We start from the raw sequence: 21,688 nt of genomic DNA, 5'->3' as shown, positions 1-21,688 counted from the left end.
ACTGGGTTTTAATCTTTCTCCAAAAAGGCAATCAATGTCTTGGCAGAACGTTCGCCTGCCTGGATGATAAATTCATCAAAGGTAATATTAGCATCGCCTTGAGCCGTGTCGCTCATGGCACGAATGACCAAGAAAGGCTTGCTCAGATTGACTGCTGCCTGGGCAATGGCGGCTCCTTCCATTTCAACAGCAAGGACCTGTGGAAAATGTCCTTTGATGGCCGCAATCTTGTCAGCACCTGCAATAAAACTGTCTCCTGTTGCGATTAGACCCACATGACTGTCGATTTCCTGCTCTGCCAAAACGGCTGTCACCTTCTCAAGTAAGGCCTGGTCAGCCGGGAAATACAGTTCCTGCCCTGACATTTGCCCATAGGCATAGCCGAAGGCTGTCAAATCCACGTCATGGTAGGCTAACTTGTCAGCCACTACCACATCACCGATTGAAATGCCCTCTGCCACTGCACCAGCCGACCCTGTATTGACAATGGCATCAACAGCAAAGCGGTCCACCAAAATGGCCACCGACATGGCTGACATGACCTTACCGATGCCTGACTGGACCAAAACTACCTCATGCTGGCCAAGTTTGCCTTGATAATAGGTTCTGCCAAGCACTTCTGTCTCGACTGGCTCCTGCAAATAGTCCACCAAAACCTTGAGTTCCTGGGGCATGGCTGCGATAATTCCAAATTTCATAATCTCTCCTACCAAAAAATAACCGCTACGATAAACAGAAGAACAAGAATCACTACCCAAAACAAGATTGTATTGACCTTGCTGCGAAAGGCTTCGCGCTTATTGGTCTCAATCCGTCGGCTTTTAACAACCGAGGGTTGGACAGGGATGCGGATGGTATGCCCTTCTACATAGCCCTCGTATCCTTCCTCGTCCAGATAGTCCTGAAAATCATCTGGTTCCAAATAGACTTCCTTATCCGGATTGTAATGGCCAAACTGACTGGTATCTTCCAGTTTCTGACCCTTCTTAAATCGTTTTAGTATTTCATCTGTCAACAGGGGCTTGCCCATGTTTAGACCTACTTTCTCATTAGTTGTGCATATTGAATAGCCATGATGGTCTTGGCGTCGCAAATGTCACCACTTGCCACCAAGTCCAGGGCCTGATCCAAGGTCACTTCATATAGCTCGATGACCTCGTCCTCGTCCATGGGACGGGGATTTTCTACCTTGACCAGATTTTCAGCCAGATAAAGATAGATGCGCTCGTTACAAAAACCAATAGCAGAATAGAAGTCTGCCAAGAGGGTCAGCTTGTCTGCCCGATAGCCGGTTTCCTCTTCCAATTCCCGCAGGGCTGCATCTTCTTGTGTAAATTCTTCACCCAGTTCCAGCTTGCCAGCGGGGATTTCATAAATAGCGCGTTCAATGGCCTTGCGATACTGCTTGACCAGGATAATCTTACCCTCCGCTGTCAGAGCCAGCACACAGACTGCTCCCTTGTGGAAAACCAGCTCACGCTTGCTGGTTCCGCCATTTGGCAGGGCAACATCATCGACAACGACGTCAAAAATTTTGCCCTTAAAAATCTCTGTCCGCTCAATAGTTTTTTCTTCAAAGTTCATGAAAAACTCCTACTTTTGACTAGGGTGGAAAGGAAAACGTTTGGCAGAGCCTTCTTTATTTTCCTGGCGACCGCGACCGATTCCAATCGAATCCGTCGGAACATCTTTGGTAATGGTTGAACCTGCTGCTAGGAGGGCATTATCGCCAACAGTTACCGGTGCAATGATGGTTGAGTTTGAGCCGACAAATACACCATCACCAATCACTGTCTGGTACTTGTGTTGCCCGTCGTAATTGGCTGTAATCGTACCAGCACCGACGTTGACATCTTTTCCAATGGTTGCATTACCGAGATAAGTCAGATGACCAATCTTGGACTGTTCACCGATTGTCGTAGCTTTAACTTCAACAAAGTTGCCGACGTGGGCATCTTTACCAAGAATGGACTGAGGACGGATATGGGCGAATGGCCCCACTGTCACGCCTGTTTCAATGACAGATTCTTCAATATCGGAGTTTGTAATAACCACATCCGCTGCAATCTTGGAATCACGAACTCGGGTGCCGTTGGTCAAAACTGTCCGCTCACCGATGGTCGTTGCGCCCTTGAGGACAACATTGGCCTCGATGACTGCCTCCGCACCGATTTCTACGTCAATGTCAATGTAAGTCGCATCTGGATTGATAAAGGTTACGCCGTTGATCATGTGTTTTTCATTGATCCGCTTGCGCATAACAGCTTCCGCCGTCGCAAGAGCAATACGGTCATTGACCCCCAAACTCTCATCAAAATCACGGAGGATATAGGCCCCGACCTTCTCACCAGCCTGACGGAAAATAGAAATAACATCGGTCAAATAGTATTCCCCTTGGGCATTGTCCGTGTTGATATCCTTGAGAGCCTCGAAGAGACGCTTGTTGTCAAAGAGATAGGTACCTGTATTGATTTCCTTGACCTGTTGTTCGAAATCGCTGGCATCCTTTTGCTCAACGATTTTCAGTACTTCGCCGTCAGCGTTACGGATAATGCGACCGTAGCCAAAAGGATTGTCCGCCTGAGCTGTCAAAATCGTCGCCACGTTCTTATGACTGATGTGGAAGTTAATCAGATTTTTCAAGCTCTCACCCGTAATCAAAGGTGTGTCACCTGCGATAACCAAAGTCTGGCCCTCAAGACCTGCTAGAGCTGGCTCCGCCATCATGACTGCATGGCCTGTTCCCAACTGCTCTGATTGCAGGGCAAACTCAGACTGACCTTCAAGGACCGCTTGGACCAATTCTGCCTTGTGGCCCACAATCGTCACGGTCTTGGCAGGATTGACAGCATCCACAGCTCGCTTGACATGCTCCAACATGGTGATGCCTGCCACCTTATGGAGAACTTTTGGCAGGTCTGACTTCATGCGGGTTCCCTTGCCCGCCGCTAGGATAATTGCATAGTTATTGCTCATGATTTACTCTCTTTTCATAGATACTGCTACCATTATAGCAAATTTTGATTGTTTTGGAAAATGGCAGAGCAAAAATCAAGTCTGCATTGGATAAAGAAAAAGAGGTCGAAACCTCTTTAGAATTTATGGAGCCATTTTCTATAGGCCAGTTCGGATAACAAAGTGGCACTAAAAACTGCTAGGAACATAGTGAACCAATTATCTGGTAAATCGAGCAGTCCGAAAAACACACCAAAGACGGACAAAAATATAACTATCATCATCAATAATCGCTTCATCTGGTCATCCTCCTGGCCGACAATTAAAACAAGTGGACACCTCGAAAAATATCTGTCCGTTCTTTATCTGTCAAGCTTTTTAGTTCTTCCCAGACAGGTTTTTCCTCGTCTGTGAAACGCAGTTCTGTTCCCGGTAGACTAGCATTGGAAACAGCTTGAACCAAGCCCTGCAATCTTATTCCCAGAGCCATCCCCTCGCTCCGCACTACTTCAGCCCGAGTATGGTCAAGGGTTGCAGTCAGCTGTTTTGCCATTTCAGCACCGATTGACTCTGCCTTACCAGCCAGTATGGGTTTCAACTGGTCCAACAAACCAAGCACTTTTTCTTTGTCCATAAAGACCTCCTTGTGAATCTTTTATTTATATTTATTATATCAAATCAACAAAAAAATACAAGGAAATACAGAACGTAGACAAACTAAACTCTGGATAAATAAACTGAGTAGCTCTGCTATGAAAAATAAAAATTAAGTTTATTTTGCGAGCGGAGTGAGCCCTAAGTCGGGACTTTCTGCTGTGATGAAAACGCTAGAAACGTTGTCGTTTCTAGCGTTCGGAGTCATTGAGACCTTAGGCTCAATGACTAGGTATGGAATTCCGAAGGTAGCTCAAACAGTCTGGGAGACTGTTTGAGGAGTAAACCCAGAAACTAGAAAGTTTACTACCGTCCGACATCACCTCAGGAAAGTCCGAAAAGAGACTTTGTCTACAAACTCGGAAATATTCTCTATTTTGGATAGACTAATTCAAATTCTTCGCAGACCACCAGCATATCTTCAGAGAAGGTCAGACCTCCCTCTTCCAGCCAAATGGTGAAGAGTTCCTCATGAACCTGACGCCAATAGGACAGACTACGATTACCCTCGCCTTCTTTAAAAGCATGTTCTTCCGTCACTTGCGAAAAAGGGGTAACATAAACCTTGGTCGTTTCGATAATGCAAACGGAATTACCTTGGCTATCAAGAATGATGTCGTAACCACCAATCTGTGGAATTTCTTCCCCTTCTAGTTCGTAAAGTGGGTAAGCAGAGCTGGTTGCCGTCTTGATTCCACGCGCCACTAGGTCAGCTAATTCATCTGGTACTGCACCAAAAGCCCAAGCCTCTGGCTCAGGGCCCGCCTGCGGATTGACGGTCAAATATTCTTGCCATAATTGTATTGGAATCATCATTCCTCCTTACTTTCTAGCCAACTAGCTCTGGTCAGACGGGTCACATGCTCCGTCCGAACCTCACCAATCAGCGAACACTCAACATTCTCCAGCTTGTGATGATAGGTAAAACCACACTTCTCCTGGGCACGCCTGGATTGCTCATTGCCCTCAAAATAGCCACACCAGACAGTTTCTAATTTTAGGGTTTCAAAGGCATGGCAGAGCAGTTTTCGGATTGCCTCTGGAACCAAACCTTGTCCCCAATAATCACGTCCTAGCCAGTAGCCCAGCTCCGCTTCCTTATCCGAAGTCGTCAATTTACTAGCACCGCCAATCATTAAGCTAATAGCACCGACAGGCTTTCCAGTAATCTTATCTACAAGAGCATAGGTTTCTGGTTGGGTAAAGACCGTCTCGATAACGTTTCGACTTTCTTCTAAGGATTGGTGGGCTGGCCACCCTGCACGCAGTCCGATTTCAGGATGCGAGGCCAGAGCAAAGAGGTTCTCCGCATCATCCACCGTCCAAGGACGGAGCAATAAACGTGGTGTTTCTATCATAAAATTCTCCTATTTCAAAACTCTAACTGTTGATAATCTGCCCTCTACGCAGCAACCAGTTCATCCCAAACAAATCTCTACCTTCTCAAGACTGAGTTCAACGGCCAAGCTGCTTGTTTCCAAATTACCCGGCAGGAGCAAAATCATCCCTGTCTGGGTCATCCTGCCAATGATATTCTGCCTGTCGGGCAATCTGCTCAGCCAGTTCCTGACCAAATTGGTCCCGCACAAAACCGAGCGCCATATCCATGCCCGCGGAGACACCTGAAGAAGTGTAATACTTCCCTTCACGAACCCAGCATGCCTGTCTCTTCCAGTTGACCGCTGGACCTAGTCAAAAGCAAGTTTATTGCTGGTCGCCTCCTTAGCATCGAGCAGACCCACTTTTGCTAAGAGGGCGCTACCAGTGCAAACAGACAAAACAAATGATGCTTGCTAAGCCAGTTGTCCAAAGCTGGTCAAGAAGGCTTCATTTGCAACCAAAGTACGCGTTCCCCGACTACCCGGCAGGAGCAACATATCAATAGGACCAGCCAGAACAATAGGCTGAGTCAGTATTTCTACCCCCTGACGATTACGGACTAGCCCACCAGCTAGTGACTGATAGGAAAGTTCAATAGCTGAAATACCAGCCAACAATTCCACCGGACCAAATAAATCCAAGGTTTCAAAATCTTCAAATACCAAGGCTACACATTTCATGACTGACCCGCTTCCTTTTTCTTCCATAGGAACAGACTGATGACGACGGCTACTGCCAAGCCGACGATTAGAAATTTGACAGGATGGGCCATTTGCCAAAAACTCTCGCTGGTCTGACCGTGTCTATTAGGCAGACCAATGGTGAGAAAGAAAGCCAAGAAAATCAACTGACACCAGAGCGCCGACCGAATAAAGGCCAACTTCTTTTTCAACTGCTGCTTGGATACTTCAAACAGATAAAATAACATCAGATAGGCATTCAAAATGAGCAAATAAACTAAGGCACCGGGCCAGTTCCACCAAAATTTGGTAACTAGCAACAAGGCTAGGGGAACAAGCAGGGTCTTGACCAAGCCTAGTAAAACATTTTTTATCATTTCAAACTCCAACCACCGTCGATGGTGATAATCTGTCCCTGCATGGATGCTAGTTTGCCAGAGGCCAGCATAAATGTCAGCTCTGCGATTTCCTCAGGCTGGGTCCAACGACCAATCGGTGTCTGCTCCGCGACCCAATCCGCCAAGCCACCCGTCTCAAAATCGGCAGCCGTCATACCTGTCTGAACCGCGCCCGGTGCAATGCCAAACACTTGGATATGGTCCTTGGCGTAATCCAAGGCTAATTGCTTGGTGAAGCCTGCTAGAGCGTGCTTGGAGGCTGTATAGGCAGAACCCCCGCCACCAGCCAGACTAGAGGCAATGGAACACATGGTAATGATGGTCCCCGATTTTCTAGCCACCATTTTTTCCAAATAGGGGCGGGTCAGTCTAGTCACCGAGAAAAAGTTGACGGCGAAGAGTTGCTCTAATGCTTCATCGGTGACTTGCAAGTGTGGCTTGTAATCGTCCAAAGCGCCAGCTGTGTGAAGGAGCAAGTCAACTTCCTGACACCAGTCAAATACAGGCGATAAATCGCCTGTCAGGTCTAACTGTAGAAAGTGGAAATCGCCTGCCAAATCAGGCTTGCTAGCCTGATCAACCCCGTAGACACGCCAGCCATTTTCCAAAAAAATCTCTGCCTGTGCCAGTCCGATGCCGCTGGAAACTCCTGTGATGAGGGCTGTCTTAGTCATGGACTTCTACCCAGTCGGTGGCAAGGACGTCGCAAGGGGTCGGGCTCCACATGGAGAAGCCCTCACCCTCGCCGGTCACATTGATGAGGAAATAGGGGGTCGCCTCTAGCTTTTGCCCGTGGACCTCGATGGTGTCAAAGAGCTGGACGTAGTTCTCCGCCCCGCCCCAGCCTGTGCGGACGTACTTTTTCTTGGCCTTGAGGCCGGGTAAAATCTCTTCAAATGTCATGGTTTACTCCTTTATTGTCTATAAACGTTGATTTAATAAGGTTTCTAGCACCTTGTATTGAGTTAATTTTGTAATTTTTTCACCTTTTTGTGAAGTTACAGTAATTTGTATCTATCCGACCGTTGAAAATACAATCTTGTTGGTTTATCAGGAAAATAGAATGATCCAAAGACTTTTTGAGCCTTTGATAGGCTGGACAGATTTCTGGTATCTTTCCTTTCCCCTTTGGGATAGAGAGGGGGTGAAGTGATCTAATGGACTTATTTATCATCGTGTTTGTTGCACCTTTGCTGGTATCTATCCTAACAGCATTGTTTGAGTATTGGCTCAACTCACGCAACAAATAACCCTAGGGTGCTAGCTAGAACTAGCTAAGAGCCAAAAGAAAACCCCTGACATTGTGGAATCTGTCAGGGGCTTTTTGTGTTCCAATGGAACTTACTTATCATTAGCTAAAGTATAGCATCCCCTCATTCAATTGTCAAATGTTTTTAACCAACATGTCGATTGACTTCTAGTCTTTCTCCTCTGAAATATATCACCTCATCCTCCGAATATCTTAGTTAATTATTTTATAGTTCATCTCATTATACCAAAAAATTACTTGACCACTTTCGGTTTTCTCACCAGCAAGACCATAGAGCCAATCCAGAAAACCACCGCTGGCAGAATAACCAAGACCAGATTTAACCAAGTTGGCACCATCATAACCAGATTGAGAATTCCACCAGCAAGCATGAGTCCATAGGTTGGCATAAAGACATGGCTGACTAGCTTTTCCTTACGGTAACATAGCAGAGCGAGACCGATGAGGATGACTGGAATCAGGCTTGTCCAACCAGTCAAAGAGATGTCTGTACCATCCGGCAATAGGATGAAACGACCGGCCAAAATTGCTACATAGACCAGTGGAAAACCAATATAGGTCGCCCAAATTTTCAGTTTAGAAGTTTGGTAAATCAAATTCCGTAACAAGAGCATGATGCCAGCCGGCAGTAGAAAGGCCAGCAAACTATCACACACCAGTGCTAACCAATTAAATTGGACTGTGCCTGATCCTGCAAATTCCATGAGAAATCGACTGCCGACATAGACTAGCCAGACAAGCCCTGCCAGGCGTCCAACTTCCTTGACTCCGATCGGAGGCAAATAGTTCAACAAATCATCCGCCATCTGCTTGCTGTCTTTGCCCAGAAAATCCTCCGCAGAAAGCCCGTCTTTTTGGGCTTCCAGAACATCTTGGTAAATGGATAAAAGCTGAGCAGTCACTGCTTCTTCCTGCCTGTGAAAGACAGAGGCAATCATCATATAACCATTGATACGGCCCATGTATTCCTTGTTTTCCTTGGTCAGCTGGTTTTCAATCACTTCAATATGTTTGCGGTATTCCATTTGTTTGCTCATCTTATTCTCCTTTCACTTTCTCCACTTTTTCGACGAGTTCTCCCCACTGGACCCAAAAATCGTTTAAGTAGCTCTGCCCTTGGTCCGTCAAATAAAAATACTTCCTGTCGGGTCCATCTGGCGAAGGCTTGTTCTGACTAAAAATCAGGCTATTTTTCTCTAACTTCTGAAGGAGTGGATAGACTGTTCCCCCGACCATGTTTTCAAAGCCCTGCTTTCTCAACTCCTGGACCAACTCATACCCATAAATCTCCTTCTTACTGATAATTTGTAAAACACAGCCGTCTAGGACCCCTTTGAGCATCTGGGTTTCTTTCATAAGCCCTCCTCATCATCTGTAAAAAATCCAAACAATAAGCCTGATGCTAACATGATACCTAAGATCAAAATAGAATCCAAAGCCCAGCCTGTTATAATCGCCGTCACAAGGGTGACAGCTGCTAGTTTCCAATTTTCCCGACTTTTCTTATCCAACTTCATACTGCCTCCCTACCTAGTTTGTAATACCAACTAGTCTGATAAAAATAAAAGTGATTTCTTTGTCTTCTATCACTAGTTTGTTTTACCTATTAGTTTTGTATCTATAGTGTAACACAAGGTAGCTAGTATGTAAAGCAAAATAGTGGAAAATGAGAAAAAATCAGCACTACTACTCAAAGTTAGTGTCAACATCTCAGCACAGTGATAGATTGCTTCAACAGTCTGGGGAGAGACTGTTGAAGGTGGGAAATAAAACATACGCAGTTTGTGTCCAAACAATCTTGGAAATTGTTGGAGGTTGGAAATAAAAAGTTGCGGTAGCAATATATCTAAAAACATATAAAAAAACTTGGGTTGCCCCAAGTTTAGGAAATAATCTGTTTGTAAGACCGTGTCGTGATGGCATAGACCACTAGGTAGAGGAGGAGATAGCCACCACAGATAGCCACTGTCACCTGCATCATAAGTCCTGCATTGACCACGCCGATAGACAACAAGATAGACGATAGCATCTTGTAGGCAAAGGCTAGGTGAACAAAGGCAAGTAGGATAGGCAGGAAGAAAACTGTCAGCAATTGCTTGCGAACGGACTGTCTGGTCTGATCCTCATCCAGACCAACCTTGGTCATAATGACGAAGCGATCTCTGTCTTCATAGCCTTCTGAAATTTGTTTGAAGTAAATCACCAGCACCACCGCCATCAAAAAGATAAGTGAAAGCAAGAGGCCGATGAAGAAAAGTGAGCCTGCAAAACTGAAGAAACTTCGCATCGCATAGGCACGGTAGGCGAGACTAACCGTGTTAGTACCATCTGGCAAAATATTAGAAGTCCACAGTTCGCTTTCAAAAGTACCGGATAGGAAGACCTCCTGGCTACTTACTTGTTCTTCTTCTGATAGACTGCTTTCAAAGCCCATATAATAGCGATTCTCAGCTTGATTTTCAAATATCGTCAAATCTTGAACCACAACGACTAAGTACTGACTGACATTGAAAGACATATGGTCAGGCAGATGACCCAAGGTCACATTCTTGGGCAAGACTTGGACAACTTCCATCTCCTTTTCATCAAAGGTGAGAGTTTGACCCGCTTGATACTGGACTCCCTTACTAAAAATTACCACTTGGTCAGATGCCAACTGGAGTTTTTCTCCCGTCATCTTTTCATAGCTGGCTTGATCAAGGAAAAAACCAACACCCAGGTCAGAGAAATCTACGCTAGCCACATCTTCAACCGTAAAAAATCTTACGTGCTGGTTTGTCACCTCAGTAAAAGAGGCTTGCTGGTAAGGATAGACCACCTTACTTTCAACAGGAATATCCTTCTCTTCTAAGATAGCTTCCGCCCACTCCTCCACTTGTGATTTTGAAGTGGTTGGCTGCATACCAACATCAATCGAATAGTCATTTGGATTTTGATTGGCGATATAATCTTTGCCACCGATGTAAATATTGAGTCCTCCAACCATGGTCACCAAGAACATGCTAGATAGGATGGTAATGGTCGCAAGGCCCAGAGCATTTTTCCGCATACGGAAAATCAAGTTGGATATAGAAATAAAATTCTCTGGCTTGTAGTAATAAGTCTGACGCTGTTTTAGCCAGTTTAAGAGACTGATGACACCTGATTGGAAAAGCAAATAAGTCCCAAAGATAACCAGAAGCGTCGCTCCGAAGAAACTTGGAATAGCTGTCAGCGGACTGGTCACTAGTTGGGCAATGGCGTAGCCTGCCCCCAATAGGCTAAGGGCTAAGAGGGTTTGTAGCCAGAGGAAGCCTGTTTTCTTGTCCCCTCGCTTCTTGCCCTGAACCAGTTTGAGTGAGTCGGTCAAGCCCAGTTTTCCAATATTAAAGAGGCTGACCAAGGCAAAAATTCCAAAGAGGTAGATGACTACAGTTACCAGACTCTTCAACTGAAAGGTTGACGCCAGAACTACAGGCATCTGCATGGCCTTCAGCAAAAGCGCATAGAAGAGTTTGTCCAGAGCCAGACCCAAGAGTAAGCCTGACAGAATAGTGCTGGCTGAAAAGACCAGATTTTCCAGAAAAGTCATCAAGAGGAGGTGTTTTTTCTCCAAGCCTAGGATACTATAGACGCCAAACTCTTTTGACCGCTGCTTCATAACAAAACTATTGGCATAGAAGACCATGATGGAAACGGCCAACATGACCACAATCATACCAAAGCCCAGCACTTGAATCACCCCATTGGCCCCCTTGACCTGACCTAAATCAGGATGAAAGGCAAGCGAGGCAAAAATATAGGCAATGGCTGTGGATAAAATGGTCATCAGAGCATAGGGAAAATAAAGCCTGCGGTTCTTTTTGAGATTGGTTAAGCCCAATCGAAAGGTTAGTCCAAACATACTACTCACCTCGATTCGCCATGACTGTCAAGGTATCTGAAATCAGCTGGTACATTTCCTGACTAGTTCGCTCACCACGGTAGATTTGATTGTAGAGGATACCGTCCTTGATAAAGAGGACCCGTTTGGCACGACTGGCTGCCGCTGTCGAGTGGGTTACCATCAAAATGGTTTGCCCTTCTTGATTGATTTTTTCAAAGATATCGAGAAGGGTTGCTGTTGATTTGGAGTCGAGGGCTCCAGTCGGTTCATCCGCCAAGAGGATTTCTGGCTGGGTGATGATGGCACGCGCCACCGCTACCCGTTGCTGCTGACCACCCGAAATCTCGTAGGGCATTTTGTCCTGCAAGGTCGCAATTCCCAGACTGTTGAGGGTTTGAATCAAACGCTTATTCATCTGGTCAAGCGGAAAACGGGATAGAACCAATGGTAAAAGCACATTGTCCTTGACAGAGAGGGTGTCCAAGAGGTTAAAGTCCTGAAAGACAAAGCCCAATTTCTCTCGGCGAAAGGCAGCGGATTCCTTGCTCTTAATAGTTTCTGTATTGACACCATTGAGCAGGACATGGCCACGGGTCGGCTTGTCCAGGGTCGCAAGAATATTGAGCAAGGTGGATTTTCCAGAACCTGACTCACCCATGATGGCCAGGTATTCGCCCTCCTCCACCGTAAAATGGATATCCTTGAGAGCCTCGACCTGCCCCGCCTTAAACCGAGAACTATAAATCTTTTGTACGTGTTGCACGTCTAGTAGAACCATGATACTTCTCCTTTGGAAACTGTATCCACAAGTGCGGTCACTGAGATAAGAGATAGTTTTTGCTAATTAAGGGCTATGAGGGGTAGCAAACTAGCCTTAAATCAGTTACCGAACTGTGAATACAAGTTCTTATTTTTATAATCCCATTTTACAGTTTCAACCCAAGGCCTGCCATAGCCCAAACTTTCATTTACCTTACAAAATTGTCACTTAATCCAAGGCCAGTTCTGTCTCTTTTATCCCAATCCGGACTTCAGTGCCTTGGCCTAACTTGGATTTGAGGGCAAGGGAATAGCCCAGCTCCGCAGCGATTTTCTTGGAGAGATAAAGCCCAAGGCCCGAAGACTGTTGGGTTCTACGACCGTTAAAACCTGAAAAACCACGCTCAAATATCCGCTGCAGGTCACTCTCCGCAATCCCCAGACCCGTATCTCGAATGACCAGGTCATGACCGTCTAGGAAAATGGAAATGGTCCCATTCTCACAATATTTGAGGGCATTGGAGAGGACTTGTTCAATCAAGAGACCCAGCCAGCGTTTGTCTGTTTTTAGGACTCGCGATAGGTCTCCCAAATCCAGCTTGGTTCTGGCCTGTATAAAAAAGAGGGAATATTTTTTGACCAGGTTCTTGACCAGTTCTTCCAGGTCCACCCGCTCAATAACCAGGTCGTCATGAAAGGATTGCAGGCGGAGATAATTGAGGACCAGACCTGTGTATTGCTCGATTTTGAAGAGTTGGTTTTCCAGCTGGTAACGGATGTCTGGCTGGTCGATTTCCTTGGCCAGGAGCTGACTGGCAGCGATCGGGATCTTCATCTGGTGGGCCCAGAGGGTATAGTAGTCGTCCAATTCGGTCTTGGCTTGAAGTTGCTGCTCCTGCAAGAGCTTGTTTTGGGCTTCTAGCTGCTGGACCTTTTCCTGCAAATACCGCTCTGCTGGGCTACCTGATGCCGCCTGCTGACCACGCCAGTATTTACCAAAGCGAGAAACATCCGCCAACAAGTCCCAGCCTAATGCCAAGAGCCAGACCAGGCTCAGGAGCAAGAGACCATAGGAGATGAGGGGGCGGTCCAGCTCAAAGAGGTAACTGAGGCCGTAGATGAAGAGGGCCAGGGCCGGGTAGGCCAGGAGATAGGGCAGGCGGTGGCGGATCCAGCTGGTCAGAAAGAGCCGATAATCTTCTCTAGTCATGAGCTTTCACCAGGCCGTAGCCGACCCCTTTCTTGGTAGCAATCAAGCCCGGTAGCCCCAGTTCATCCAACTTCTTCCGAAGGCGGGCCATGTTGACAGACAAGGTATTGTCATCTACGAAAATATCGCTATTCCAGAGCTGGCGCATGAGCTCCTCCCGACTGACCACTTCCTGACCATGCTCGAAAAGAACCCGCAAAATCTGAAATTCGTTCTTGGTCAACTCCTCCACCTTCTGGTCGTACTGAACCTGCATGGTCTTAAGGTCAAGGGAAATCTCTCCAAACCAGAGTAGGCTCTGCTCACCAACAAAATCATAGGTCCGACGGAGCAGGCCTTGTATCTTGGCCAAGAGGACCGTCATCTCAAAGGGCTTGGTCACATAATCATCAGCCCCCATGTTAATGGCCATGACAATGTCCATGGGTTGGTCATGAGAGGACAAAAACATAATCGGAATGCGGGAGGCCTTGCGAATTTCCTGGCACCAATAGTAACCGTTGAAAAAGGGCAAACCGATATCCAGGAGAATCAAGTGTGGCTGAAAGCGGTCAATCTGGCTGAGAATATCCTGAAAGTCAGCCACTTCCTCCACCTCATAGCTCCAATTTCGTAAATTCTTGGCCACCAGCTGGCTGATGACCTTATCGTCTTCTATCAATAGAATCTTTTGCATAGGGACCTCCTTGGCTATACTATTATTATATCGTAAAATTGCTCCAGAAACCTTTCAAATTTGTCATTTTCCACAATATCCGCTATACTAAGACTACTATGGCAAACCTACTTGATTACCTAAAAGAAAGTCAATTCGATAGTTTTTATGATCGGCCGCTCAACAAGCTAGATATTTTGGCCCTGACCGAGCTAGCCTATCTGCCCTTCGACAGTCTAGTCCCAGCTGACTTTACTGAAAAAGGCGTCCGAATCGACCAATTAGCAGAAGATTTCGCAGCTAAATACCAGGATGAATTCCCACCTTTTTCTATGGTGACAAAGAGCCGACTAGCCATGTTTCAGTTGCTAGCCCAGGCCAAGCGCTTCAAGCATCTACGGGCCTTTGCCTATGTCGACCAATATGAATTGGACCTGCAGAAACAGTTTGCGGTCATCAGCTACCGCCTAGACCGGCAGACCATTGTCACCTGCTTCCGGGGGACAGATGATACCATTATCGGCTGGAAGGAAGATTTCCACATGACCTACATGGAGGAGATTCCTGCCCAAAAGTCCGCCAAGGAATACTTGGAAGGGCTGATAGGGAGCCAGCCAGGACTGTTTTATATCTCTGGTCACTCCAAGGGGGGCAACCTGGCACTCTATGCCAGCAGCAAGCTTGCGCCTGACTTGCAGGAACGGATTTTGCAGGTCTATCCCTACGATGCTCCTGGACTCCATAAGAAACATCTGGAAAGTCCGAGCTACCTGATGCTTGCTGATCGGGTCCACCCCATTATCCCGCAAAATTCTGTGGTCGGTATGATGCTGGAAACTCCTGACCATGTTCAAATCGTCCAGAGCAATACCATTGGTCTCCTCCAGCATATTAGCTTTTCCTGGGAAATTAACGGCAACGACTTCAAGCCTGCTCCAGCACTAACAGAGGATAGCTTGCAGGTTGACCAAACCCTCAAAACCTGGACAGCCAGCCTGACAGAGGAGGAATTACAGGAATTTTTCGATCTCTTCTTCGGGCTCATCATGGAGGCTGGTATTGAAAAACTAGCGGACTTGACCGTCAATCCCCTCCAAAAATTGCAGGAAATCGACCGACTGCGCAAGGAATTGCCAGATGAAAAGGCCCAGATGTTGGACAAATTGAGCCGCTTACTAATTGACACCCGCTATAAAATCTGGCTGGAAGGCATCTACCAAAACCTGCCTCATACCAATTTCAAATTGCCTCAGTTCTCCCTCCATTTTCCCAGTCCTGAATTGAAGGTTCCTGGTTTCAAAAACAACACAGAAAACTATGTGAACGAAAGAAGGAAGGTCCAGCCGGACGATTTTCTCAGAGTACCTAACTTCAAATTCCCAGATTGGAACGACTGGTTGAGAGGACCAAGCGATAAGAAAGACAAAGAAAACTAGCCTAGAAAAGCTAGTTTTTTCTATTATATTTGATGTTCTAGTCGAGCATTTTATTTTTCAAGATGAGCAACTACTTCTTCAAACATAAGCTTGGTTGACTCAAGACCACCACCTGACAGGTACCAGAGGTCTGGTGTCAGCGTGATGATTTTCTTGTTCTTACCAGCATTGGTTTCCTGGATGAGGGCGTTGTTGAGAATGTCCGAATTTTGCGTATCGTCGCCACCGATGGCCAGGGTGCGGTCAACAACAAAGATGATGTCTGGGTTGATCTGGCTGACACTCTCTAAGCTCAGGCTGGAACCGTGACTTCTGCCTTGATTTCCTTGGGTGTTTTCTTCCAGCTTGAGGTCAGTTGGTTGAAAGCCCAGTGTCTTATAAATAAAGGAATAACGGCCGTCTGGAGCAATGCCTGCCATACTGCCTTCATTGAGCAGGACAGTTAGAGTGGTCAATTGGGTGTTCTTGTTTTTGTCTTGAGCTGTTTGAACAAGTGTGTCGATATCAGCCAGCTTGCTTTCAGCTTCTTTGACTGCCTCGTCTCCGAAGAGTTTTGCCAATTCAGTAGCATTGGTCTTGACAGAGTTCAAATAATCAGAAGTAGAGGTCTCAAAGTATATAGCTGGCGCAATTTTCTCAAACTCTGCCTGCTGGTCCTGCGTACGACTGGACAGGATAATCAAATCCGGTTCCAACTCCGCAACCGTTTCAAGGTTGACTTCGCGCAGATTACCAACGTTTGTAATCTCTTTTTTATCCTTCAAGTCCTTCAAATAGGTTGGCAGGCTGTCTTTTGGCATCCCGACGATAGTGTCTTCCTTGCCAAGGGCACGCAGGCTGTCAGCCACACCGTAGTCCAAAACCACAATCTTTTGGGGATTACTTGGAACGGTTGTCTCACCCGTCGAGGTTTGAATAGTAATGTCCTGAGAGGTGCTGACCTGCTCCGCTGACGAACAAGCAGCTAGAGCAATGATGCTAAAGAGTGCTAAAAATGCGAGTGTGATGCGTTTCATAATTTTTCCTTTCTATTTATAGAGACAAATTTTCTTGCCGTCAATATCGGCGATGGTCAGCTCCATATCATAAAGGGAGCTGAGGATAGGCTCCGTCATGACCTCATGGGGTTGCCCCTGGGAATAGACCTTGCCGTCTTTAAAGGCGACCATCTGGTCGACAAATTGGCTAGCCACATTGATGTCGTGAATGACAACCACCACCGTCTTGTACAGGTCATCCACCAGACGACGGAGGGTTTTCATCATCAAAATCCCTTGCTTGATGTCCAGATTATTGAGCGGCTCGTCCAAGAGGATAATCTCCGTATCCTGAGCCAAAATCATGGCAATGTTGACCCGCTGCAACTGCCCCCCCGATAACTGGTCAATAGGACGATGGCGGAAATTCTCCAATTCCATATAGGAAATAGCCTGATTGATATGCTCATAGTCGACAGCTGTCAAGCGCCCCTTGCTGTAGGGATAGCGACCGAAGGAAATTAGCTCCTCGACCGTTAATTTGACTTGATAATCCACCTTTTGCTTGAGCATGGATAATTCCTTGGCTAATTCAACCGAGTCCCAACTTTCGATTTCCTGCCCCTTGATATAGAGCAGCCCCTGCTCCTTGGGCAAAAGTCGGCTAATCAGCGATAAAAGCGTTGATTTGCCTGCGCCATTTGGTCCGATAAAGGCGGTAAACTTAGCTTTTTCGATGTTAAGACCAATTTCGTCTAAGATTGGATTGGTCCCATATTTCTTGGAAATATTTTCCATTTTAATCATAGCTTATTACGCTCCTTGTACAAGAGATAAAAGAAGAAAATACCACCGATCAATTCAATGACCGTCCGAATGCTGATATTGAAGTTAAAGACTCTTTCGACCAAGGTTTGAGCCAGTAAAAGGCTAACAAAGCCGAGCAGAGAGCCAACTAAAAAGAGGGTTCGATGACGAAAATCATTGACCAGCTGATAGGTGAGATTAGCCAGAATGAAGCCCAAGAAAGACAAGGGACCGACCAAGGCTGTGGAGGCTGAAACTAACAGAGCAACCAACCAGAGAAGCTGTTGCTGCTCCTTTTCCACGTCCACGCCCAAGAGCCGAGCATTGTCTTTTCCCAGATAAAAGGTATCCAGTACCTTGCCCTTGCGGTAGAGCAAACCACAAATCAGAATGGCCAATCCCACTACCACAAGTAGGACGCCTTCATTGACATTCTGCAAGGAGGCAAAGAGTTTGGACTGCAGTTTGTCATATTCATTGGGCTCCATCAAGACTTGTAGAAAGGTGGATGTACTACGGAAAAAGGTTCCCAAGGTCATGCAAATGAGAAGAATAAGACCAATTCCCTTATTCAAAAGTGCCTTGATAGCTGGTTGCAAGAGCAAGAAAAATCCAGCCTGCAAGCATAGCACCATGAAAAATTCGGTCAGGGAATTTGGTGCCAATCCCTGCGACCATTTCCAAAAGAAAAATAGGAAAAGAGACTGCATAAGGACGTAGAAACTTTCCAGTCCCAGCACAGACGGGGTCAGGAATCGATTGCCCGTCACCGCCTGAAAGCTGAAGGTGGAAAAACTAGCAATGACAGCCACCACCAGATAGACCAGCAATTTTTTCAAGCGTAGGTTCAGGATGTAAGAATTGGGCAGGCTACCATCTGGCAGGAGATAAAATAGCGTCCCCAAAACAGCGATGGCCGACAAAATGCCAATCAGAAGCAAGGTTGAGCGTTTGATACGGTTCATGCACGCGCTCCTTGCCAGATAATGAGGAGAAAGGCTAGGGTGCCGACCACTCCCAAAATCAAAGAAACTGAGACCTCGTAAGGCCAGATGACCAAACGTGCCAAGATGTCACAGACCAAGACCAAGAGGATGCCCCAGATGACCACCAAGCCTTTGACTTTCTTGAAATAATCGCCTGCGTACTGCCGAACCAGATTGGGAATGATAACGCCCAGAAATGGCAGAGCGCCGACCGTAATCATGGTCACAGCCGAGGTCAGAGACACCAAGGCTAGAGCCAAGGTCTCATAGGCTTGGTAAGGCAAACCCAAATTCCGACTGGCATCCTCACCCAGAGCCATGACCGAAAAGGCATCCGAATAGTACCAAATGGCAATCAAAACGAAAACCAACAAGAAGAGCCATTCGTACTGATTGCGCTGAATCATGGAAAAAGAACCCTGACTCCATGCGGTCATGGACTGAATGAGGTTAAACCGAAAGGCAATCATCTGGGCAAAAGAGCCGATAATACCACTGTAAATCAGCCCTACCAAGGGCAGAACCCACTTTTCCTTGAACTGCAAGCGCCGGATAACTTGGATGAAAACCGTTGTAAAGAGCAGGGCAGCAAGAAAGGCAAAACTCATTTTTTGAAAGAGAGTGGCCTTGGGAAAGGCAAATAAAGACAAGAGAATACCCAGCTGGGCTGCCTCTGTCGTCCCTGTTGTCGAGGGGGCTGCGTAGGGATTTTGTGACACGGTTTGCATGAGTAAGCCCGACAAGGAAATAGCCCCACTGGCTAAGATAATGGCAAGAGTTCTGGGAAGTCGCGATTCCCAAAAGAGGGTCTTAGACGTATCCTGTCCCTGAAAAAGCCCAAGCCAGGAAAAGCCGACATGACTGCCAATGGATAAAGAAAGAATGATTAAACTAGCCGTCAGACCAGCTAGGAGAATTTTATTTTTCATGATACCTCATTTTTCAATAGTACAAGCTTAACAGAAAAGCAGGTAAATGTCAATCTTTGATTATAATTGTCAGATAATTCTAATTTAAAATAGAATCAGTCTCAACAGCATAAAAAAATCCCAAGCAAAATCAACTGCTTGAGATTCTAACTTATAAATATTCACCCTTAACATTAAAGTAAGTCCCACGGATTTCCCCAGCTAGTTTGGAGCGTTGGCGGGCAAACTTGAATTTTCCTTCAAATTCTTTGGGAATGTCAATCCCGTCCGACAATTTGAAACCGACCGCTCGTTTGCCTCCTTCTTCTAGCGTATAGAGGACATTGACAGCCAGGCCATTGTCATAAAAGACAAAAGACTAGAGAACGCCATCTACCTCAAGCTGGGCTACGTTAAGCGGGGTGTATGGAAAGTTCATGTCCCGCTCTGCCAAGACCTGCTCTATGAAGGGCAGGATTTCAGGCTTCTCCTCTGGGCTATAGACCACGAACTCCTGCTTGTATTTGTTCCAGAAATAGCGAGCTTCGTTGGCACGCAGACCGGCCAAGACTTCTGCGACTGGACTAGTTTCCAAGCCTGTCGTTTCGACTTCTTTAAAATTTACTGTATAAGCCATGATTTTCCTTTCAATAAAGAAAGCACCCGAAGGTGCTAGGTAAGGCTTCTCTACCAACTTCAGGTTCGAGGTCGGTAGAAAAAATTCATTAGGCGTTAAACGCTTCTGTCAATTGTGGTACCACTTGTTTCTTACGGGAAACGGCACCCGCAAGGAAGGCATGGTTGTTTTCCAACTTGAAGTTGAAGGCTGCTTCCACCTTGTCCATGTTGCTACCGAGGGCAAGGATTTCGGAGTTTGAGTTCACAATGTCGGTAATCATCAAAACAAAGTCAGAGTAGCCATTTGCTGTTGATGCTGCTGTCATAGCTGCTTCAATTTCTGCTTGACGTTCCAAGACTTCCGCAATGTCCACTGTATTGACTTGGGCTACACGCACATCATTGCCATTCAAACCAAAGGTTTTTGCGTCGATGTCGATCAATTCTTCTGCTGACTTGCTAGCAAGATTGGTACCTGCTTTCAAGAGTGCCAAGCCGTATTCTTCCAAGTTTACACCAGCAACTTCCGCCAATTCAGCTGCTACTTGTGAATCTGTTGCATGAGTGGTTGGCGATTTAAGCAAAAGGGTATCTGAAATCAAACCTGATAGGAGAAGTCCAGCCACTTCTTTTGGAGGCGTCACACCATTTTCTTTGAAGGCACGATAAACGATTGAAGATGCTGAACCAACCGGTTCCAAACGCATGTACAATGGATTTGCCGTTTCAAAGTTTGCGACACGGTGGTGGTCAATAACAGCAGCTACTTCCACATCCTTGATGTCTGCGATTGATTGTTGGAATTCATTGTGGTCTGTCAAGATGACTTGGCTAACGCCTTCTGCTTTTGCAGATTCAACCACGCGCGGTGCAGTAACACCAAAATAGTCAAGGGCAAAAGCTGTTTCTTCATTTGGCGTTCCAAGTGCAACTGCTTCCGCATCACGACCAAACACTTCACGCTCCAAGTGAGCCCAGCCATATGATGATGCAATGGCATCTGTATCAGGATTTTGGTGACCAAAAACTAAAAATTTAGACATGTCTACAACCTCATTTTTCTAATAATCTCCTACATTTTACCATAAAAGATGACTCTTGAAAACAAAAGAAACCAGGCTTTTCACGACCTAGTTTCTGCATTCATTGTATCGAAAAATTAATCACCTAAAAATCGTGTCCCCACCAAGTAATCAAAGGCATAGTCATTAACCTTGACGTTGAGGGCATCGTGCCCATAGTCTGGAAGGATTTTCATTTCTTTTTCAACTTCCAGGCGGTTATAGGCCGCAAACTGGGTCGAAGGTGGACAAACTCCGTCCTCTAGACCAGTCACCATGGCCACAGGGCATTTTACCAAATGAGCCAAGTTTTTAATGTCAATGTAGGACAGGGTCTGCAATACCTGCTCCTCCGTCTCATGGAAGGGATCCGAGTATTTGAAATAACGGAAGAGCTCATCATAGGCCTCGCTGTTATTACCCAATTCCAAGACTCGCTTGAAGTCCGATAGGAAAGGATAAATAGACAGGCATTTTGATAGGTCTGAATAGAGGCTGGCCGCTACCAGAGCCAGGGCCCCGCCTTGGGAGGCCCCATAACTCATCAGCTGGTGCTCATCCACAAAGTCAAAGCCAGCCACTAGCTTAATCAGCTGGTAGACATCCAGGTAAACATCCTTGTAGAAAAGATGGTCTGGTCCCTGCAACATGCCACGAATGACCTGCCCCTTGACTGTCAGGCCCTTAAATTGGCCCAAATCCTGGGAACAACCGGCCTGACCACGCACGTCCATGGCCACAACACCGTAGCCAGCTGCCGTAAACTTGAGCAATTCAGCCCAGTCAGGTGATTGGCCTTGGTAGCCGTGGAAATAGAAGAGAACAGGCACAGGCTGTTCAGCTTCCGGAAAAATAGTTTTGGCAAAGACCCGTGAGCCGTTGGTACCTGTAAAATAGAGTTCATAGCAAATCACACCAGGCAAACCAGCTGGCTTTTCAAGCAAATCATAATCTGGCAGTTCTGGCAATGCAGCTAGTTGCTGCTGCCAAAAACTATCAAAATCTTCTGGAAGCTCATGACGACCACGATAGGTACGCATAGCCTCCAGGGACATGGTATCAATCATAG

Annotated in this window: 27 protein-coding genes and 1 pseudogene; 2 read left to right on the top strand and 26 right to left on the bottom strand. The window is 46.3% G+C overall.

Translation table 11 applies throughout. The annotated features are described in order from the left end of the window. Positions 1 to 8: 8 nt before the first annotated feature. From ACHBIF_RS04530 to ACHBIF_RS04475, 12 genes are all read right to left on the bottom strand, one after another. A complete protein-coding gene (locus ACHBIF_RS04530) occupies positions 9 to 698 on the bottom strand; it encodes a 5'-methylthioadenosine/adenosylhomocysteine nucleosidase (protein ID WP_172067313.1) in 690 nt (229 codons plus the stop codon). Positions 699 to 706: 8 nt separating this feature from the next. Further along, the gene (gene macP, locus ACHBIF_RS04525; RefSeq protein WP_172010052.1) at positions 707 to 1,030 is read right to left on the bottom strand and encodes a cell wall synthase accessory phosphoprotein MacP; all 324 of its coding nucleotides are present in this window, start codon (positions 1,028 to 1,030) and stop codon (positions 707 to 709) included. Between the two features lie 8 nt (positions 1,031 to 1,038). Then, complete coding sequence (locus tag ACHBIF_RS04520) at positions 1,039 to 1,584, bottom strand: NUDIX hydrolase (RefSeq protein WP_394718958.1); 546 nt, start codon at positions 1,582 to 1,584, stop codon at positions 1,039 to 1,041. Between the two features lie 9 nt (positions 1,585 to 1,593). After that, positions 1,594 to 2,976, bottom strand: a complete 1,383-nt coding sequence (gene glmU / locus ACHBIF_RS04515; protein WP_172010054.1) for a bifunctional UDP-N-acetylglucosamine diphosphorylase/glucosamine-1-phosphate N-acetyltransferase GlmU — start codon at positions 2,974 to 2,976, stop codon at positions 1,594 to 1,596. Positions 2,977 to 3,277: 301 nt separating this feature from the next. Then, positions 3,278 to 3,589 carry a hypothetical protein gene (locus tag ACHBIF_RS04510; protein WP_105160651.1) on the bottom strand — a complete coding sequence of 104 codons (312 nt, stop codon included), beginning with the start codon at positions 3,587 to 3,589 and terminating at the stop codon, positions 3,278 to 3,280. A gap of 392 nt (positions 3,590 to 3,981) precedes the next feature. Then, complete coding sequence (locus ACHBIF_RS04505; protein WP_105123216.1) at positions 3,982 to 4,422, bottom strand: ASCH domain-containing protein; 441 nt, start codon at positions 4,420 to 4,422, stop codon at positions 3,982 to 3,984. Further along, positions 4,422 to 4,967 carry a GNAT family N-acetyltransferase gene (locus ACHBIF_RS04500; RefSeq protein ID WP_105123215.1) on the bottom strand — a complete coding sequence of 182 codons (546 nt, stop codon included), beginning with the start codon at positions 4,965 to 4,967 and terminating at the stop codon, positions 4,422 to 4,424. Before ACHBIF_RS04500 ends, ACHBIF_RS04505 begins: the two co-directional genes overlap by 1 nt. A 124-nt stretch (positions 4,968 to 5,091) precedes the next feature. Further along, complete coding sequence (locus ACHBIF_RS04495; RefSeq protein WP_394718954.1) at positions 5,092 to 5,217, bottom strand: hypothetical protein; 126 nt, start codon at positions 5,215 to 5,217, stop codon at positions 5,092 to 5,094. A 185-nt stretch (positions 5,218 to 5,402) separates the two neighbouring features. Continuing rightward, the gene (locus ACHBIF_RS04490; RefSeq protein ID WP_394718952.1) at positions 5,403 to 5,669 is read right to left on the bottom strand and encodes a hypothetical protein; all 267 of its coding nucleotides are present in this window, start codon (positions 5,667 to 5,669) and stop codon (positions 5,403 to 5,405) included. Further along, on the bottom strand, positions 5,666 to 6,046 hold the full coding sequence (locus tag ACHBIF_RS04485; protein WP_394718950.1) for a hypothetical protein: 381 nt from the start codon (positions 6,044 to 6,046) through the stop codon (positions 5,666 to 5,668). The genes ACHBIF_RS04490 and ACHBIF_RS04485 overlap by 4 nt, the downstream gene beginning before the upstream one ends. Further along, entirely contained in the window at positions 6,043 to 6,741 is a 699-nt protein-coding gene (locus tag ACHBIF_RS04480; RefSeq protein ID WP_394718948.1) for a 3-oxoacyl-ACP reductase, read from the bottom strand. The genes ACHBIF_RS04485 and ACHBIF_RS04480 overlap by 4 nt, the downstream gene beginning before the upstream one ends. Beyond that, positions 6,734 to 6,970 carry a DUF2829 domain-containing protein gene (locus ACHBIF_RS04475; protein ID WP_004194840.1) on the bottom strand — a complete coding sequence of 79 codons (237 nt, stop codon included), beginning with the start codon at positions 6,968 to 6,970 and terminating at the stop codon, positions 6,734 to 6,736. The genes ACHBIF_RS04480 and ACHBIF_RS04475 overlap by 8 nt, the downstream gene beginning before the upstream one ends. A 254-nt stretch (positions 6,971 to 7,224) precedes the next feature. Here ACHBIF_RS04475 and ACHBIF_RS04470 point away from each other — a divergent pair, with 254 nt between their 5' ends. Continuing rightward, entirely contained in the window at positions 7,225 to 7,317 is a 93-nt protein-coding gene (locus ACHBIF_RS04470) for a type I toxin-antitoxin system Fst family toxin (protein WP_153047860.1), read from the top strand. A 253-nt stretch (positions 7,318 to 7,570) separates the two neighbouring features. On the opposite strand, the gene ACHBIF_RS04465 is transcribed toward ACHBIF_RS04470, so the two are convergent. From ACHBIF_RS04465 to ACHBIF_RS04435, 7 genes are all read right to left on the bottom strand, one after another. Next, complete coding sequence (locus ACHBIF_RS04465) at positions 7,571 to 8,374, bottom strand: hypothetical protein (RefSeq protein ID WP_172021556.1); 804 nt, start codon at positions 8,372 to 8,374, stop codon at positions 7,571 to 7,573. A 1-nt stretch (position 8,375) separates the two neighbouring features. Next, a complete protein-coding gene (locus ACHBIF_RS04460; RefSeq protein ID WP_394718943.1) occupies positions 8,376 to 8,693 on the bottom strand; it encodes a PadR family transcriptional regulator in 318 nt (105 codons plus the stop codon). Further along, a complete protein-coding gene (locus ACHBIF_RS04455; protein WP_394718941.1) occupies positions 8,690 to 8,854 on the bottom strand; it encodes a hypothetical protein in 165 nt (54 codons plus the stop codon). Before ACHBIF_RS04455 ends, ACHBIF_RS04460 begins: the two co-directional genes overlap by 4 nt. A 365-nt stretch (positions 8,855 to 9,219) precedes the next feature. After that, the gene (locus ACHBIF_RS04450; RefSeq protein WP_394718939.1) at positions 9,220 to 11,220 is read right to left on the bottom strand and encodes an ABC transporter permease; all 2,001 of its coding nucleotides are present in this window, start codon (positions 11,218 to 11,220) and stop codon (positions 9,220 to 9,222) included. Between the two features lies 1 nt (position 11,221). After that, on the bottom strand, positions 11,222 to 11,980 hold the full coding sequence (locus ACHBIF_RS04445; protein ID WP_105160641.1) for an ABC transporter ATP-binding protein: 759 nt from the start codon (positions 11,978 to 11,980) through the stop codon (positions 11,222 to 11,224). 210 nt (positions 11,981 to 12,190) lie between these two features. After that, positions 12,191 to 13,171, bottom strand: a complete 981-nt coding sequence (locus ACHBIF_RS04440; RefSeq protein ID WP_105160640.1) for a sensor histidine kinase — start codon at positions 13,169 to 13,171, stop codon at positions 12,191 to 12,193. Further along, complete coding sequence (locus ACHBIF_RS04435; RefSeq protein WP_394718936.1) at positions 13,164 to 13,847, bottom strand: response regulator transcription factor; 684 nt, start codon at positions 13,845 to 13,847, stop codon at positions 13,164 to 13,166. Before ACHBIF_RS04435 ends, ACHBIF_RS04440 begins: the two co-directional genes overlap by 8 nt. A 98-nt stretch (positions 13,848 to 13,945) precedes the next feature. On the opposite strand from ACHBIF_RS04435, the gene ACHBIF_RS04430 reads away from it, so the two are divergent. After that, complete coding sequence (locus ACHBIF_RS04430) at positions 13,946 to 15,262, top strand: DUF2974 domain-containing protein (RefSeq protein WP_394718934.1); 1,317 nt, start codon at positions 13,946 to 13,948, stop codon at positions 15,260 to 15,262. A gap of 50 nt (positions 15,263 to 15,312) precedes the next feature. On the opposite strand, the gene ACHBIF_RS04425 is transcribed toward ACHBIF_RS04430, so the two are convergent. The 7 genes and pseudogenes from ACHBIF_RS04425 to ACHBIF_RS04395 form a co-directional block, all read right to left on the bottom strand. Further along, entirely contained in the window at positions 15,313 to 16,278 is a 966-nt protein-coding gene (locus ACHBIF_RS04425; protein WP_172021546.1) for an ABC transporter substrate-binding protein, read from the bottom strand. 12 nt (positions 16,279 to 16,290) lie between these two features. Next, complete coding sequence (locus ACHBIF_RS04420) at positions 16,291 to 17,043, bottom strand: ABC transporter ATP-binding protein (RefSeq protein WP_394719004.1); 753 nt, start codon at positions 17,041 to 17,043, stop codon at positions 16,291 to 16,293. Next, the gene (locus ACHBIF_RS04415) at positions 17,043 to 18,011 is read right to left on the bottom strand and encodes an iron chelate uptake ABC transporter family permease subunit (RefSeq protein ID WP_394718932.1); all 969 of its coding nucleotides are present in this window, start codon (positions 18,009 to 18,011) and stop codon (positions 17,043 to 17,045) included. The genes ACHBIF_RS04420 and ACHBIF_RS04415 overlap by 1 nt, the downstream gene beginning before the upstream one ends. Then, the gene (locus ACHBIF_RS04410) at positions 18,008 to 18,961 is read right to left on the bottom strand and encodes an ABC transporter permease (protein ID WP_394718930.1); all 954 of its coding nucleotides are present in this window, start codon (positions 18,959 to 18,961) and stop codon (positions 18,008 to 18,010) included. Before ACHBIF_RS04410 ends, ACHBIF_RS04415 begins: the two co-directional genes overlap by 4 nt. A 151-nt stretch (positions 18,962 to 19,112) precedes the next feature. Next, positions 19,113 to 19,577: pseudogene (locus tag ACHBIF_RS04405) on the bottom strand (phage tail protein). Between the two features lie 88 nt (positions 19,578 to 19,665). Further along, the gene (locus ACHBIF_RS04400) at positions 19,666 to 20,601 is read right to left on the bottom strand and encodes a manganese-dependent inorganic pyrophosphatase (RefSeq protein WP_394718928.1); all 936 of its coding nucleotides are present in this window, start codon (positions 20,599 to 20,601) and stop codon (positions 19,666 to 19,668) included. A 116-nt stretch (positions 20,602 to 20,717) separates the two neighbouring features. Then, on the bottom strand, positions 20,718 to 21,686 hold the full coding sequence (locus tag ACHBIF_RS04395; RefSeq protein ID WP_394718926.1) for an acetylxylan esterase: 969 nt from the start codon (positions 21,684 to 21,686) through the stop codon (positions 20,718 to 20,720). Positions 21,687 to 21,688: the final 2 nt, after the last annotated feature.

The organism is Streptococcus sp. A11 (genome assembly GCF_043674225.1).
Lineage (GTDB): Bacteria > Bacillota > Bacilli > Lactobacillales > Streptococcaceae > Streptococcus > Streptococcus suis_V.
Note: the sequence above shows the minus strand (reverse complement) of the source record. Positions and strands in the feature narration are given on the sequence as shown.

Coding starts and splice junctions, on each gene's coding strand:
- ACHBIF_RS04495 (WP_394718954.1), bottom strand. CDS start 5,217: ATGGATATGGCGCTCGGTTTTGTGCGGGACCAATTTGGTCAGGAACTG.
- ACHBIF_RS04410 (WP_394718930.1), bottom strand. CDS start 18,961: ATGAAAAATAAAATTCTCCTAGCTGGTCTGACGGCTAGTTTAATCATT.
- ACHBIF_RS04415 (WP_394718932.1), bottom strand. CDS start 18,011: ATGAACCGTATCAAACGCTCAACCTTGCTTCTGATTGGCATTTTGTCG.
- ACHBIF_RS04505 (WP_105123216.1), bottom strand. CDS start 4,422: ATGATTCCAATACAATTATGGCAAGAATATTTGACCGTCAATCCGCAG.
- macP (WP_172010052.1), bottom strand. CDS start 1,030: ATGGGCAAGCCCCTGTTGACAGATGAAATACTAAAACGATTTAAGAAG.
- ACHBIF_RS04475 (WP_004194840.1), bottom strand. CDS start 6,970: ATGACATTTGAAGAGATTTTACCCGGCCTCAAGGCCAAGAAAAAGTAC.
- ACHBIF_RS04450 (WP_394718939.1), bottom strand. CDS start 11,220: ATGTTTGGACTAACCTTTCGATTGGGCTTAACCAATCTCAAAAAGAAC.
- glmU (WP_172010054.1), bottom strand. CDS start 2,976: ATGAGCAATAACTATGCAATTATCCTAGCGGCGGGCAAGGGAACCCGC.
- ACHBIF_RS04460 (WP_394718943.1), bottom strand. CDS start 8,693: ATGAAAGAAACCCAGATGCTCAAAGGGGTCCTAGACGGCTGTGTTTTA.
- ACHBIF_RS04520 (WP_394718958.1), bottom strand. CDS start 1,584: ATGAACTTTGAAGAAAAAACTATTGAGCGGACAGAGATTTTTAAGGGC.
- ACHBIF_RS04470 (WP_153047860.1), top strand. CDS start 7,225: ATGGACTTATTTATCATCGTGTTTGTTGCACCTTTGCTGGTATCTATC.
- ACHBIF_RS04455 (WP_394718941.1), bottom strand. CDS start 8,854: ATGAAGTTGGATAAGAAAAGTCGGGAAAATTGGAAACTAGCAGCTGTC.
- ACHBIF_RS04445 (WP_105160641.1), bottom strand. CDS start 11,980: ATGGTTCTACTAGACGTGCAACACGTACAAAAGATTTATAGTTCTCGG.
- ACHBIF_RS04425 (WP_172021546.1), bottom strand. CDS start 16,278: ATGAAACGCATCACACTCGCATTTTTAGCACTCTTTAGCATCATTGCT.
- ACHBIF_RS04435 (WP_394718936.1), bottom strand. CDS start 13,847: ATGCAAAAGATTCTATTGATAGAAGACGATAAGGTCATCAGCCAGCTG.
- ACHBIF_RS04465 (WP_172021556.1), bottom strand. CDS start 8,374: ATGAGCAAACAAATGGAATACCGCAAACATATTGAAGTGATTGAAAAC.
- ACHBIF_RS04440 (WP_105160640.1), bottom strand. CDS start 13,171: ATGACTAGAGAAGATTATCGGCTCTTTCTGACCAGCTGGATCCGCCAC.
- ACHBIF_RS04400 (WP_394718928.1), bottom strand. CDS start 20,601: ATGTCTAAATTTTTAGTTTTTGGTCACCAAAATCCTGATACAGATGCC.
- ACHBIF_RS04485 (WP_394718950.1), bottom strand. CDS start 6,046: ATGATAAAAAATGTTTTACTAGGCTTGGTCAAGACCCTGCTTGTTCCC.
- ACHBIF_RS04395 (WP_394718926.1), bottom strand. CDS start 21,686: ATGATTGATACCATGTCCCTGGAGGCTATGCGTACCTATCGTGGTCGT.
- ACHBIF_RS04490 (WP_394718952.1), bottom strand. CDS start 5,669: ATGAAATGTGTAGCCTTGGTATTTGAAGATTTTGAAACCTTGGATTTA.
- ACHBIF_RS04480 (WP_394718948.1), bottom strand. CDS start 6,741: ATGACTAAGACAGCCCTCATCACAGGAGTTTCCAGCGGCATCGGACTG.
- ACHBIF_RS04430 (WP_394718934.1), top strand. CDS start 13,946: ATGGCAAACCTACTTGATTACCTAAAAGAAAGTCAATTCGATAGTTTT.
- ACHBIF_RS04510 (WP_105160651.1), bottom strand. CDS start 3,589: ATGGACAAAGAAAAAGTGCTTGGTTTGTTGGACCAGTTGAAACCCATA.
- ACHBIF_RS04500 (WP_105123215.1), bottom strand. CDS start 4,967: ATGATAGAAACACCACGTTTATTGCTCCGTCCTTGGACGGTGGATGAT.
- ACHBIF_RS04530 (WP_172067313.1), bottom strand. CDS start 698: ATGAAATTTGGAATTATCGCAGCCATGCCCCAGGAACTCAAGGTTTTG.